This window comes from Serratia montpellierensis (genome assembly GCF_020858655.1).
GTDB classification, from domain to species: Bacteria; Pseudomonadota; Gammaproteobacteria; order Enterobacterales; family Enterobacteriaceae; genus Serratia; species Serratia montpellierensis.
Window position 1 is genome coordinate 256,253 of the sequence record NZ_VOSN01000021.1, and the last position, 13,001, is coordinate 269,253.

General features: G+C 62.9%; 11 protein-coding genes. 4 read left to right on the forward strand and 7 right to left on the reverse strand.

Going from position 1 to position 13,001, the window contains the following annotated elements:
* Positions 1-3 precede the first annotated feature (3 nt).
* A complete protein-coding gene (locus FUU19_RS21840; protein ID WP_015379225.1) occupies positions 4-372 on the reverse strand; it encodes a diacylglycerol kinase in 369 nt (122 codons plus the stop codon).
* Between the two features lie 149 nt (positions 373-521).
* Between FUU19_RS21840 and plsB the strand changes: the two genes are divergently transcribed.
* Positions 522-2,987, forward strand: coding sequence for a glycerol-3-phosphate 1-O-acyltransferase PlsB (gene plsB, locus FUU19_RS21845; RefSeq protein WP_230489693.1), 2,466 nt, complete (start codon positions 522-524; stop codon positions 2,985-2,987).
* A gap of 66 nt (positions 2,988-3,053) precedes the next feature.
* Here the strand turns inward: plsB and ubiA are convergent, their stop codons facing one another.
* The gene (gene ubiA / locus FUU19_RS21850) at positions 3,054-3,926 is read right to left on the reverse strand and encodes a 4-hydroxybenzoate octaprenyltransferase (protein ID WP_047573515.1); all 873 of its coding nucleotides are present in this window, start codon (positions 3,924-3,926) and stop codon (positions 3,054-3,056) included.
* 17 nt (positions 3,927-3,943) lie between these two features.
* Positions 3,944-4,459, reverse strand: coding sequence for a chorismate lyase (gene ubiC / locus FUU19_RS21855; protein WP_084827467.1), 516 nt, complete (start codon positions 4,457-4,459; stop codon positions 3,944-3,946).
* Between the two features lie 392 nt (positions 4,460-4,851).
* Here ubiC and FUU19_RS21860 point away from each other — a divergent pair, with 392 nt between their 5' ends.
* The 3 genes from FUU19_RS21860 to FUU19_RS21870 are packed head-to-tail and all read left to right on the forward strand — an operon-like array spanning position 4,852 to position 8,265.
* Positions 4,852-6,234: an MFS transporter gene (locus tag FUU19_RS21860; protein ID WP_230489694.1), complete on the forward strand. Its 1,383-nt coding sequence runs from the start codon at positions 4,852-4,854 to the stop codon at positions 6,232-6,234.
* A gap of 24 nt (positions 6,235-6,258) precedes the next feature.
* Positions 6,259-7,260, forward strand: a complete 1,002-nt coding sequence (locus tag FUU19_RS21865; protein WP_141972280.1) for a LacI family DNA-binding transcriptional regulator — start codon at positions 6,259-6,261, stop codon at positions 7,258-7,260.
* Between the two features lie 21 nt (positions 7,261-7,281).
* Positions 7,282-8,265, forward strand: a complete 984-nt coding sequence (locus FUU19_RS21870; RefSeq protein WP_230489695.1) for a nucleoside hydrolase — start codon at positions 7,282-7,284, stop codon at positions 8,263-8,265.
* A 55-nt stretch (positions 8,266-8,320) separates the two neighbouring features.
* Here FUU19_RS21870 and malM read toward each other — a convergent pair whose 3' ends face one another.
* The 4 genes from malM to FUU19_RS24710 form a co-directional block, all read right to left on the reverse strand.
* Positions 8,321-9,226, reverse strand: a complete 906-nt coding sequence (malM, locus tag FUU19_RS21875) for a maltose operon protein MalM (protein ID WP_197811466.1) — start codon at positions 9,224-9,226, stop codon at positions 8,321-8,323.
* 100 nt (positions 9,227-9,326) lie between these two features.
* A complete protein-coding gene (locus tag FUU19_RS21880) occupies positions 9,327-10,619 on the reverse strand; it encodes a maltoporin (RefSeq protein ID WP_049288181.1) in 1,293 nt (430 codons plus the stop codon).
* A gap of 29 nt (positions 10,620-10,648) precedes the next feature.
* Entirely contained in the window at positions 10,649-11,758 is a 1,110-nt protein-coding gene (gene malK / locus FUU19_RS21885; RefSeq protein WP_038874339.1) for a maltose/maltodextrin ABC transporter ATP-binding protein MalK, read from the reverse strand.
* Positions 11,751-12,722, reverse strand: a complete 972-nt coding sequence (locus FUU19_RS24710; RefSeq protein ID WP_141972274.1) for an alpha-amylase family glycosyl hydrolase — start codon at positions 12,720-12,722, stop codon at positions 11,751-11,753. Before FUU19_RS24710 ends, malK begins: the two co-directional genes overlap by 8 nt.
* Between the last annotated feature and the right edge of the window lie 279 nt (positions 12,723-13,001).

Consider the following 13,001-nt stretch of genomic DNA (forward strand, 5'->3'; position numbering starts at 1 on the left):
TCGTCAGCCAAAATGCTGCCACAAGACCGTGCCCCAAACGAACAGCGCCAGTACGATCGCCAGCGACACCGCCGCCGACCCCATGTCCTTGGCCCGTCCGGACAGCTCATGGTGTTCGCTGCCGATGCGATCCACCACCGCCTCGATCGCGCTGTTCAGGATCTCGACGATCATCACCAGCGCTACCGATCCGATCAATAAAATGCGCGCTATCGCACCCACATCCAGCCAGACTGCCAGTATGATAGCCAAGAGGGTGACCACCAGTTCCTGTCGGAACGCCGCCTCGTGTTGCCAGGCGGCGGAAAGCCCTTTATAGGAATAGCCGGCGGCCTTGATGATGCGGGTCAGTCCGGTTGCTTGGTTTGCCATGTTTTCGTGCCTTTCTCAGAGGTCGGTCATAATAACAAGAGTCTAGAACAGTCCGCGCTGACGGCTCTCGGTTTTCGAACACCACAGATCTGCTACCCGGTTTCTGGTATGCTTGCGGCGCATTGCTAACAAGAGGCTTCACGTTGTTTATGTCAGGTTGGCGTAAAATTTATTATAAAATATTGAATTTACCACTTAAATTGTTGGTAAGAAGTAAGGTCATCCCTTCAGATCCGGTTACCGAGCTAGGGTTGGATCCCTCACGGCCGATTTTGTATGTTTTACCTTACAATTCCAAGGCGGATTTGCTGACGCTGCGCACCCAGTGCCTGGCGCAGGATCTGCCCGATCCGCTCAACTCGCTGGAGATCGACGGCACCGTGCTGCCGAGCTACGTGTTCATTCACGACGGCCCGCGCGTGTTCCGCTACTACACCCCGAAAGAAGAGTCGGTAAAGCTGTTCCACGACTATCTGGATCTGCATCGCAGCAATCCGGATCTCGACATTCAGATGCTTCCGGTTTCGGTCATGTTCGGCCGCTCGCCGGGCCGCGAAGGCCACGGCACGCCGCACCTGCGTCTGTTGAACGGCGTGCAGAAATTCTTCGCCGTGCTGTGGCTCGGCCGCGACAGCTTCGTGCGTTTCTCCAACACCGTTTCGCTGCGCCGCATGGCGACCGAACACGGCACGGATAAAACCATCGCGCAGAAACTGGCGCGCGTGGCACGCATGCACTTCTCGCGTCAGCGCCTGGCCGCGGTAGGCCCGAGCCTGCCGGCCCGTCAGGATCTGTTCAACAAGCTGTTGGCGTCCAAAGCGATCGAAAAAGCGGTCGAGGACGAAGCGCGCAGCAAGAAGATCTCGCACGAGAAGGCCCAACAGAACGCCATCGCGCTGATGGAAGAGATCGCCGCCGATTTCTCCTACGAAACCGTGCGCCTGTCCGACCGCGTGCTGAGCTGGACCTGGAACCGGCTGTATCAGGGCATCAACGTCACCAACGCCGAACGCGTGCGCCAGCTGGCGCAGGACGGCCACGAGATCGTCTACGTGCCCTGCCACCGCAGCCACATGGATTATCTGCTGCTGTCCTACGTGCTGTATCACCAGGGCCTGGTGCCGCCGCACATCGCCGCCGGCATCAACCTCAACTTCTGGCCGGCGGGTCCGATCTTCCGCCGCCTGGGCGCGTTCTTCATCCGCCGCACCTTCAAGGGCAACAAGCTGTACTCGACGGTGTTCCGCGAATACCTCGGCGAGCTGTTCACCCGCGGTTACTCGGTGGAATACTTCGTGGAAGGCGGCCGTTCCCGCACCGGGCGTCTGCTGGAGCCGAAGACCGGCACCCTGTCGATGACCATTCAGGCGATGCTGCGCGGCGGTGCCCGTCCGATCACGCTGGTGCCGATCTACATCGGCTACGAGCACGTGATGGAAGTGGGCACCTATGCCAAAGAGCTGCGTGGCGCCACCAAGGAAAAAGAGAGCCTGCTGCAGATGCTGCGCGGCCTGCGCAAGCTGCGCAATCTGGGCCAGGGTTATGTCAACTTTGGCGAGCCGCTGCCGTTGACCGCTTACCTCAACCAGCACGTGCCGCAGTGGCGCGAGTCTATCGATCCGATCGAGGCTCAGCGCCCAAGCTGGCTGACGCCGACGGTCAACGATCTGGCCGGCCAGATCATGGTGCGCATCAACAACGCCGCCGCGGCCAACGCCATGAACCTGTGCTCCACCGCGCTGCTGGCCTCGCGCCAGCGTTCGCTGACCCGCGAACAATTGCTCGAGCAGCTCGAGTGCTACCTGCAGCTGATGCGCAATGCGCCTTACGCGCATGACGTCACCGTACCGACGCAAACGCCGGACGAGCTGCTGGATCACGCGCTGAACATGAACAAGTTCGAGGTGGAAAAGGACAACATCGGCGACATCATCATTCTGCCGCGCGAGCAGGCGGTGCTGATGACCTATTACCGCAACAACATCCACCACCTGCTGGTGTTGCCGTCGCTGATCGCCAGCATTGTGATGCATCATCGCCGGGTGTCGCGCACCGAGCTGCTGCGCCAGATCGGCATGATCTACCCGATGCTGAAAGCCGAGCTGTTCCTGCATAACGATAAGGAACAGCTGTCGGAAGTGCTGCGGCCGATGATCGACGAGCTGATCCGTCAACAGCTGATCTGCGACAAAGGCGACGAGCTGGTGCTGAACCCGGCGCGCATTCGCCCGCTGCAGCTGCTGGCCGCCGGGGTGCGCGAAACCCTGCAACGCTACGCCATCACTATGTCGATCCTCAGCGCCAACCCGAGCATCAACCGCGGCGCGCTGGAGAAAGAGAGCCGCATCATGGCGCAACGTCTGTCGGTGCTGCACGGCATCAACGCGCCGGAGTTCTTCGACAAGGCGGTGTTCTCCACCCTGGTGGCGACGCTGCGCGAAGAAGGCTATATCAACGACAGCGGCGATGCGATCCGCGAACACACCCTCGAGGTGTACAACATGCTGAGCGATCTGATCACGCCGGAAATCAAGCTGACCATCGAAAGCGTCAACATGCCGGAAGAGACCAACGTTCTGCCGCAAGCCGATGCGGAAGAAGAGCAAGACGAGTGATTTCGTCCGGCGCGGAAACACAAAAGGCACCCCGAGGGGTGCCTTTTTTCTTGCTGCAGGAAACCGTTACGCCGGCAGATAGCTCAGCGCGATGCCGATAAACACCACCAGTCCGACATAGTTGTTCTGCAGGAAGGCCTTGAAGCAGGCTTCGCGCTCACGCCCGGCGATCTGTTTCTGCTGGTGAATGAACAGCGCGCCTGCCAGCAGCAGCGACCAGTAAAACGCCCCGCCGAGCTGCGCCAGATAACCGACCCACACCAGCAGCAGCAGCGTCGCGAACTGCAGCAGCCCGACGATCAGCTTGTCATAACGCCCGAACAGGATAGCGGTGGATTTGATGCCAATCTTCAGGTCATCGTCGCGGTCGACCATCGCATACAGCGTGTCGTAGGCCACCGTCCAGCAGATGTTGGCCAGCAGCAGCAGCCAGCAGCTGAGCGGCAGCGATTCGCTGACCGCCGCATAGCCCATCGGAATGCCCCAGCCAAACGCGGCGCCCAGCACGAACTGCGGCAGGTTGGTCACCCGCTTCATGAACGGATACACCCAGGCCAGCGCCAGCGCCGCCAGCGACAGCCAGATGGTCATCGCGTTCAGCGTCAATACCAGGCAGAACGAGATCAGCACCAGCACCACGAACAGCACTTTGGCCTCTTTGGCGCTCACCCGGCCGCTCGGCATCGGCCGCCCGGCGGTGCGTTTCACATAGCCGTCCACCGCGCGATCGGCGTAATCATTCACCACGCAGCCAGCGGCGCGCATCAGGAACACGCCGAGCACGAACACCAGTAAAATCGACAGCGGCGGCACGCCTTTCCCGGCCAGCCACAGCGCCCACAGCGTCGGCCACAGCAGCAACAGCGTGCCGATCGGTTTATCAATGCGCATCAAATGGCTGTAAGCCCGCCATTTACTTTGAGTCACGCTTCCCTCCAAGGTCTTGCTCTCCTCTCTTATGCAGGAACCGCTGAATACAGCGGTGAAGCCGGTAAAAACAGTTCGGTCAGCAACAGCGGTTTGCCCGCCAGCCGCAGCCGTGAACGGCGTGCCCACAGCGCGTCCTGTCGGCCGATATGGATATAGTCGCGGGTCAGATCGCCGCTGCTGAACAGGTAGCGCCCCAGCGGCAGCGTGCCCAGATCCACCAGCGCCTGGTCAGGGCCGGTCAGCGTATTTTCCGGGATCACCGTGCGCCCCAGCAGCCAGGGCTGGTCGTCACCCAGCAGCACCACTTCGCGCAGCCAGTAGCGCGGGCTGTTTGGCAAGTGCTTCGCCTCGTCGCCCAGCGCCTCGCGCGTGACGAAGCATTCGCGCTGCGGTTCGACGCGCACCTGGGCGCAATGGCGTTCAAATCGGCGGGTCATGGAGCCTAACTCCATCAGCCAATCGCTGACGGCGGCGGGCGCCGGAGGATCCTGTTCGGACAACCACTCCAGCGGCGGCAGGATGGAATCCCTGATGCCAGACATTGCTTTACTCCTCGCCTGAACCACAGCCGGTACGGCGCGCCAGACGATACAAACTGTTAACAGGCCCCCATTGTAGCGCAGAAATACGAAAGCGGCAGGCTGATTCGTGGCGAAAACGGCAGGCGCATCAGCCGGAAAAACCGGGGGGCTGTCATCTTTTTGCCATCCGCATTCTCTATCTTCATCTCCCGGCACGCTGACGATTCTGTGATCGCCCGCAAAGTTTCAGCTTCCTCGCGTTGTGTTATCTACGCGCGTAGATACTCTGACACCGCAGCGTTGAATCGCCATGCGTCCGACATGATTTGTCGGCACACCTTTGTTGCCGGCACCAGGGAAACCATCTTTAACCGCGCCCCTCCAGGCGCAGAACAAAAGAGGATAGCACTGCCATGAGCGAAACAACGCTTGCCCCTTCACAGACCGCCGACGCCGCGCTGGCGGCCGATGAACGCCTGGCGACCAAAGAGGGGCGCAGCCAATTTTGGCGCGCCACCTTCTCCTGCTGGCTCGGCACCGCGATGGAATACGTCGATTTTGCGCTGTACGGCCTGGCGGCCGGCATGGTGTTCGGCGACGTGTTCTTCCCCGAGGCCACGCCGCTGGTCGCCCTGCTGGCCAGCTTCACCACCTACTCCGTCGGCTTCGTCGCACGGCCGATCGGTGCGCTGGTGTTCGGCTGGATCGGTGACCGCAAAGGCCGCCGCGTGGTGCTGATCACCACCGTGGCGCTGATGGGCCTCTCCACCACGCTGATCGGCCTGATCCCGTCCTATGCGCAAATCGGCGTCTGGGCACCCACCTGCCTGGTGATCCTGCGCTTCGCACAGGGGTTCGGCGCCGGTGCGGAACTGTCCGGCGGCGCGGTGATGCTGGCGGAATACGCGCCGGCCAAACGGCGCGGGCTGGTGGCGTCTATCATCGCCATCGGCTCCAACAGCGGCACTCTGCTGGCGTCGCTGGTATGGCTGCTGGTGCTGCAGTTGGACAAGGAAGACCTGATGAGCTGGGGCTGGCGCATTCCGTTCCTCGCCAGCATTCTGATCGCCGGCGCGGCGCTGTACCTGCGTCGCCACGTGCGGGAAACGCCGGTCTTCGAACGCGAGCTGCAGCAAAACCACCAGCGCATGCTGGACGCCGCCCAGGCCGCGCCGGATACGCGCAGCTACCTGCAGCGCACCAAGGCGTTCTGGGTGATGCTCGGCCTGCGCATCGGCGAAAACGGCCCTTCCTACCTGTGCCAGGGCTTTATCGTCGGTTATGTGGCCAAGGTGCTGATGGTTGATAAATCGGTACCGGCGCTGGCGGTGCTGATCGCCTCGCTGTGCGGTTTTCTGGTGATCCCGCTGGCCGGCTGGCTGTCCGATCGCTTCGGCCGCCGCATCACCTACCGGTGGTTCTGCCTGCTGCTGGTGCTGTACGCCTTCCCGGCGTTCTGGTTGCTCGACAGCCGTGAACCGGCGATCGTCATCTCGGTGATCGTGGTCGGCATGTGCATCGCATCGCTGGGGATCTTCGGCGTGCAGGCGGCCTACGGCGTCGAATTGTTCGGCGTGAAGAACCGCTACTCCAAAATGGCGTTCGCCAAGGAGCTCGGCTCGATCCTCTCCGGCGGCACCGCGCCGCTGATCGCCACCGCACTGCTGTCCGGTTTCGGTCACTGGTGGCCTGTCGCCTGCTATTTTGTTGTAATGGCGGCCATCGGCTTAATCACCACCTTCTTTGCTCCCGAAACCCGCGGCCGCGATCTCAACCTGCCGCAGGATGCCGCGTAACGAGAAGGCGAACAGGATCCCAATTTGGATAATCACTCCGCGCGACGCGTTACCCGCGCCGACGTGGCCCGCGTAGCGGGCACCTCCGTCGCCGTGGTCAGCTATGTGATCAACAATGGTCCGCGCCCGGTGGCGGAAGCCACCCGGCTGCGCGTGCTGGCGGCAATCGAGCAGACCGGCTACCGGCCGAACGACATCGCGCGGGCGCTGGCTTCCGGCAGCACGCAAACCTACGGGCTGGTGGTGCCGGATATTTCCAACCCGTTCTTCGCCACGCTGGCGCGGGCGCTGCAGCAAGAGGCCTTCAGCCGCGGCCGCGTGCTGCTGCTGGGCGACGCCGGCGACGACCGGCAGCGCGAATATGAGCTGATCAACAACCTGCTGCGCCGCCAGGTCGACGGCCTGCTGTACACCAGCGTCGATCGCCACCCGTGGTTCGATCTGATCCGCGCCTCCGGCACGCCCTGCGTAATGATAGACACCATCGACAGCCAGGCCGGCGTCTGCGCCATTCGCGTCGACGAGCGCGACGCCGCCTGCCAGGCAACCCGCCACCTGCTGCAACACGGCTACCGCGATATCGGCATTTTTATCGGCCCGCTGACCATGCTCAACGCGCAGGATCGCCTGAACGGCTGGCGCGATGCGCTGCTGGAGGCGGGCATCGCGCCACGCGACGAGTGGATTTTCGAGGTGCCCTACACCCGCCAGGGCGGTTACCAGGCCACCCAGCGCCTGGTGCAAGGCCCACGCCCACGCGCCGTTTTCACCTCCAACGAACAGCAGGCGCTCGGCTGCCTGTCGGCGCTGGCGGAGCACGGGCTGCGCGCGCCGGACGATCTGGCGCTGATCTGTTTTAACGGCACGCAGCAAGCCGAATTCAGCGTGCCGCCGCTCAGCGCGGTCGAGCAGCCGATCGACGCCATGGCCAAGCGGGCCATCGCCATGCTGGCCGCCGGTGCCGCGCCCGCCGAGCTGCATGAATTCGCTTTTCAACTGCGCATCCGCCGTTCCTGCGGCTGTTAGCGGTTTTTCAGGACACCTTATATGCGTTTAATCATTGATTGCGATCCCGGCAACGGCGTTCCCGGCGCCAACGTCGACGACGGGCTGGCGCTGGCCCTGGCGCTGGCGGTCAAACCGCAGCTGCAGCTGGAGCTGATCAGCATCGTGGCCGGCAACACCCCGCGAGAAGTGGGCTTCGCCGTCGCCACCGATCTGCTGGCGCAGAGCGGCTATCAAGTCCCTGTCGCCCTCGGCGCGGCACGCGCCCTGAGCGAACCGCCGGAGCCGTGGCGCGCGCATCTGGACCGCCCGATCGCCGATCCGAAGCTGGCGGCGCTGTGGCGTGACCTGCCCGCGCCCTCGCAGGCCAACGCGCCCACACCGGACGCCGCCATCGCCATCGGCGAACTGATCTGCCGGCATCCCGGCGAGATCACGCTGGCGGCGATCGGCCCGCTGACCAACGTTGCGCACGCCATGCAGCTTTACCCGCAGATGGCGCAGGCGGTGAAAGAGATCGTGATCATGGGTGGCGTATTCAACGTCGATGGGTACATCAAGGACACCAATTTCGGTTTGGATCCGGAAGCGGCGCGGCTGGTGTTGAACAGCGGCGCCACTATCACACTGGCACCGCTGGACGTCACCACCCAGACCATGCTGACCCAGGCGGATCTGGCCACGTTGACCCAGCCGGATACCCCGCTGTGCCGCTATTTGCGCGCCACCACGCAGCCGTGGATCGACTATTCGCGCCATACGCGGCGCCTGCCGGGCTGCTGGATCCATGATGCGCTGGTGATCGCCTGGCTGTTGGAACCGCAGCTGGTCACGACCGAAATGTTCCATGTGGATGTGGCGCTGGAAGGAGCGTTGACGCGCGGTAGCTCACGCCGTTGGCGGCCGGGCGGCCTGCGCCTGACGGTCGGCATGCCGCCGCCGCAGGGCAAGCCGGTGCGCATCATGCAGCAGGTGGACAACACCCGTCTACTGGCGTTGATCGGCGCAACGCTGGCGCGCGGATGAAAAAAGGTGCGCCAAGGCGCACCAATCATCGAGCCAGCATCGGCAGCGCCGGGTGTTACCCCTTGCCTTTAACGCTGCTGATAAACGTTTTACGCGCGGTGGTCGAGCCCAGTTTCTCGGCCTCATTCATCAGTTTCAGCGCCTTGTCGATATCGCCCGCCTTCACCGCCTGCTTGATGCCATTATTGAAGTAGCTTTCGGTATCGTTGAGCATCGGCTCCGTCGGTTTCTCCGGCATCGGTGCCGGTGCCGCCATAGCAGCCGGTGCGGTCGAGCCCACCACCACCGGCGCCACGGTCGGCGCAGGCTGCAGCATGCCGATCATCACGTTGCCGGTGCCCTGTTCCGCGGTGACCTTAAGCTTCAGCGTGCCGGTCGTCGCGTGGCCGGCGATCGGATCCGGGATATCCGGCACCGCGTTGCCCACGCCCTGCGCATAGGCCTTGGCCGGGTTAGTCAGCTGCGTGGTTTTCGCCAAGTCCTGACGGGTGGTGTACACCAGCAGGTAAATCTGTTTTTGACCGAGCGCCGGCGTCAGTTTCAGCGTGCCTTCGAGGCGATCGGAGGACATCGCCCCCGGCGGCTGGTAAGGGAAGTAGCTGCTCGGGTAATACGCCGCCGGGCGCAGATGCTCGTCCAGCACCAGCACGCTCGGCGCATAAAGCGAATTGTTTTTGGCAAGGCTGCTCAGCGTCACTTCCAGCGAACCGCGATCGGCGGGCAGCGTATAGGCGGCGATCGCCCCCTGAATCTCGCCCTGATTGAGTTGCGGGCTGACGGCGTCGAGCTTCACCTCTTGCGACACCGGCGGCTGCAGCGGCTGCCACGGCAGGCTTTGCAGCGTGGCGGCGCTGATGGCCGGCGCGACGGAAACGTTGGCCGGCGTCTCGGCGTTGGCCGCCAAAGGCGCGCCGACGGTCAGCGCCAGCGACAGGCAGAGTGACAGCAGATTCTTTTTCATCGTTATATCCTCTTTCAGCGCCGCGGCGGATCAGGCAAGAGATCCGGCCGCGACGAATGCGGTTGGGGGAGAACCTGCGGCCCTCCCCGTCCTGTCGTCGTTACCACCAAATTTCCATCTGGGCGCCGAAGGTGACTTCGTCATCCTTGCCGCGGCTGAAGGTATGCATGCTGGTGTCGTTGTAAGCGGTGCCGGCGTTATACCCGGTGTCATCGCCGGTGGCGTAGCCCCACTTCTCGTCCCACTTGGCGTAGGTGGCGAACAGGCGGATGGCCGGACGCGACCAGATGCTGTTGCCGGCCTGCCACTGCTGCGCCAGGGTCACTTTATACTGGCCGTTGCGATCGCCGGTGCGCTGGGATTTAACGTTGTCATAGCCTGCTTCCAGCAGGGTGCTCATGATCGGCGTCCATTTGTACATCGGGCGCACGCCCACGGTGTACCAGGTGGTGCCGTTGTTGTTGTCGCGGTCGATGTCCTGGAACATGGCGACGTACATCAGCGCCCATTGATCGTTGAAGTCGATGGCGCCGTGATCCAGCACGCGGATCATCTTGCCGTTGTTATCGATGGTGGCGCCTTCGTTGCGGCCGTTGTTCTGCGAGGTCATCGAGTCAGTGGCGTACTGCACCACAAACTTGTTGTAACCGTTCAGGATGCTTTGGGTGTGTTCCGCGGTGAACATCCAACCGTCTTTGCTCGCGCCGTCGGCCAGGTGGTAGTGGTCCTGCGCATTGGCGCGGCCGTAGTCCACGCCCAGCTCCAGGGTGCCGCCCGGGTTCAACTCCAGCCCGGCCAAGCGCACGTCGAAGGTATCGTTGACGGTCGGACGCTGTTTCCATTCGTTATCCAGATAGCCGTAAGAGCCGCCGGACTCCGAGTTGCGGGTCACGGCAGCGGACAGCTTACCGAAGCCCAGATCGATGTTTTCCAGACCGGCGCCCGGGCCGGAGATATCCCAGTAGTAGAAGTCGATCATGTGAACATCATGACGCTGATAGAAACGCTTACCGGCCCACAGCGTGGAGCCCGGCAGCCAGTCGATCAGGTTTTTACCCTGCACGTTGACTTCGCGGAAGCCCGGCGTCACATCTTCCCAGTCGGAACGTTGCGAGACCGAATAGGCCAGGTTGGTGTCGAAATAGAAGCTTTTGTCGCCTTCTTTCCACACTTCCTGCCCCAGTTTCAGCTCGGCGTAGGTTTCGCATTCGTTGCCGAGACGGTATTTGCTCGCGGCGCCGGTGGCCTTGAAGCACTGTTGCTCACCGCCGCTGCCGGTCCAGCCGATGCCGGAACGGGCGTAACCGTGGAAATCCACGGCCAGCGCCTGGGTAGAGAGAACACCGGCGGCGACAGCCAGTGCCAGAGGAAGTTTGCGCAGAGTAGTCATCATTATTCTCCTGTTATACCGACTTTGATGCTTTAAACGCCCGGCTCCTGGTGCAGCCGTTTACATGCCGTACCGTCTTCACGGAACAGGTGGCAGCGGTGAGGCGGCAGGCCGATGGCGAATGTGGCACCTTCTTCTACCAGCACCACGTCATTCTGGCGGTACACCAGGTTTTGACGGATGGCCGGGATTTGGATGTGGATTTGCGTCTCGTTGCCGAGTTGCTCCACCACCTGTACGTCGCCGGTAAGCCGCACTTCAGAGGCTTCGCCGGGCAGCAGATGTTCAGGGCGAATGCCCAGTGACAGGTTGGCGCCGGGCTGAACGCCCGCGCCTTCCACCGGCAGCCACACCAGCTGGCGGTTGGGCAGTTCGACCTGCACCTGTTGCGGCTGCGCAGCGGTCACCTTGACCGGCAGGAAGTTCATCTTCGGCGAGCCGATAAACCCGGCGACGAAGCGGTTGGCCGGATAGTGATACAGTTCCAGCGGCTTGCCGACCTGGGCCACGCGGCCGGCGTCGAGCACCACGATCTTGTCGGCCAGCGTCATCGCCTCGACCTGATCGTGGGTGACGTAAATCATGGTGCGCTGCAGGCGCTTGTGCAGACGGGAGATCTCGATGCGCATCTGTACCCGCAGCGCGGCGTCGAGGTTGGACAGCGGTTCGTCGAGCAGGAATACGTCCGGTTCGGCCACCAGCGTGCGGCCGATCGCCACGCGCTGACGCTGCCCGCCGGACAGCGCCTTCGGCCGGCGGTCGAGCAGGTGCGCCAGCTGCAGCACCTCGGAGACCTGGTTCACCCGTTGGTTGATTTCCGCTTTCCTGGCGCCGGCCAGCTTCAGGCCGAACGACATGTTGTCCGCCACCGACAGGTGCGGATACAGCGCATAGGATTGGAACACCATGCCGATGCCGCGCTCGGAAGGCGGCACCTCATTCATACGTTTCTCGCCGATCAGCAGCTCGCCGGAGGTGATGTCCTCCAGCCCGGCGATCATGCGCAGCAGCGTCGATTTGCCGCAGCCCGACGGCCCGACAAACACCACAAACTCGCCGTCCTCGATGGTCAGATTGACGTCTTTGGAAATCACGGCCTCACCGAAGGCCTTATAAACGCTGCGCAGTGTCACGCTAGCCATGCGTTACTCCCCTGCTTTCGCAGTTAACATGTCGTGTGAAAATGGCGGAGGCAAAGCCCGCCAAAACCCATTGATGACCCTCTTGCTGCGCGCCGTGCTGCCATGCCAACGGCAAGGTCGCCTCAGACGGCGCGGCCGCCTGAGTATAAGGCTGCAGGTTTATCAGCGCTTCAAGGCATTGATCCTGATGGGTAATAAGTAAGCGCACCACGCCGTCCCGCTGGCTGACCGCGCTCAGCTCGCCGCGCTGGATGAGCGGCGAACGGCGCAGGGCCAACAGCGCCTGGCAGTAACGTAAGGTGGAGTGGCTGTCGTGCTGTTGGCGGCTGATGGCCAATGCGCGGTGTTCGATCGCCACCTGCTGATACCAGCTGATTTCCCCGGCGGTGACCTGTTCGGGGGCCTCATGCCACGGCATCGGCGTTTGCGCGCCGCGCGGATCCTGCAGGCCGGCGGCATGCGGCAGCCCCAGCTCTTCGCCCTGATACAGGCAGATCGGCGCCGGCAACATCGCCAGCAGCGTCAGAAAGGCGGCGGCGGAGCGCAGATCGCCCTGCCCCCAGCGGCTGACCACCCGGGGCTGATCGGCGTCGCCGGTGCTCCACAGGCTGTCCGCCAACGTGGCGCGGCGGGCCTGCAGCACCGCCACCAGCTTCTCCGCGCTGAACGGCATCACGTCCAGCGCCAATGCCCCCTGGACGAACCGCTGCAGCGCGGCCGCATTGCGAACGCGGTTGGCTTCATCGGCGTACCACAGCGTCAGCCCTTCGCCCGTCACCGTTGCCTCGGTCTCCGGCGCCAGCGTCTGCGGCAGCAACAGGCCGTCGATCGACAGCGCTTTCAGGTACGGCAGCGCCGCCAGCATGCCGTGCGCGTCGCCCACGCCGTCCCCGTTTCCGTCACGGAAACTGGCCGGATGGATCCGGTACAGGGTGGGCTGAGTGGCGATAGGCATTGACGACATAAATCCGGTATCCCTGCTGCGCGTGGCGTTGAAAATCAATGGGCCGATAGTGCGGGAGTCGCCGGAAAGGGTAATCATCCGTAACAAGATTTTTCATGGGGGAGGAGACGGGAGGATGAGAGAACGACCGCAGCGATGAGAAGTTCCGCGCTTAAGGCAAATCTGTGATCCGGCTGGCAAAAATTGCCCCCCTATTTTGTGCCTGACGCCACAGAATAGAGCGCAACGTTAACTGGATCACACTCCTCATCTCAGGGGCGTAGAGGGGGGGAGGATGAG

Bases quoted from the DNA above. Each gene is read 5' to 3' on its own strand.
- malM (WP_197811466.1), bottom strand. From the start codon at position 9,226: ATGAAAAAGAATCTGCTGTCACTCTGCCTGTCGCTGGCGCTGACCGTC.
- FUU19_RS21840 (WP_015379225.1), bottom strand. From the start codon at position 372: ATGGCAAACCAAGCAACCGGACTGACCCGCATCATCAAGGCCGCCGGC.
- FUU19_RS21880 (WP_049288181.1), bottom strand. From the start codon at position 10,619: ATGATGACTACTCTGCGCAAACTTCCTCTGGCACTGGCTGTCGCCGCC.
- malK (WP_038874339.1), bottom strand. From the start codon at position 11,758: ATGGCTAGCGTGACACTGCGCAGCGTTTATAAGGCCTTCGGTGAGGCC.
- ubiC (WP_084827467.1), bottom strand. From the start codon at position 4,459: ATGTCTGGCATCAGGGATTCCATCCTGCCGCCGCTGGAGTGGTTGTCC.
- FUU19_RS24710 (WP_141972274.1), bottom strand. From the start codon at position 12,722: ATGTCGTCAATGCCTATCGCCACTCAGCCCACCCTGTACCGGATCCAT.
- FUU19_RS21870 (WP_230489695.1), top strand. From the start codon at position 7,282: ATGCGTTTAATCATTGATTGCGATCCCGGCAACGGCGTTCCCGGCGCC.
- plsB (WP_230489693.1), top strand. From the start codon at position 522: ATGTCAGGTTGGCGTAAAATTTATTATAAAATATTGAATTTACCACTT.
- FUU19_RS21860 (WP_230489694.1), top strand. From the start codon at position 4,852: ATGAGCGAAACAACGCTTGCCCCTTCACAGACCGCCGACGCCGCGCTG.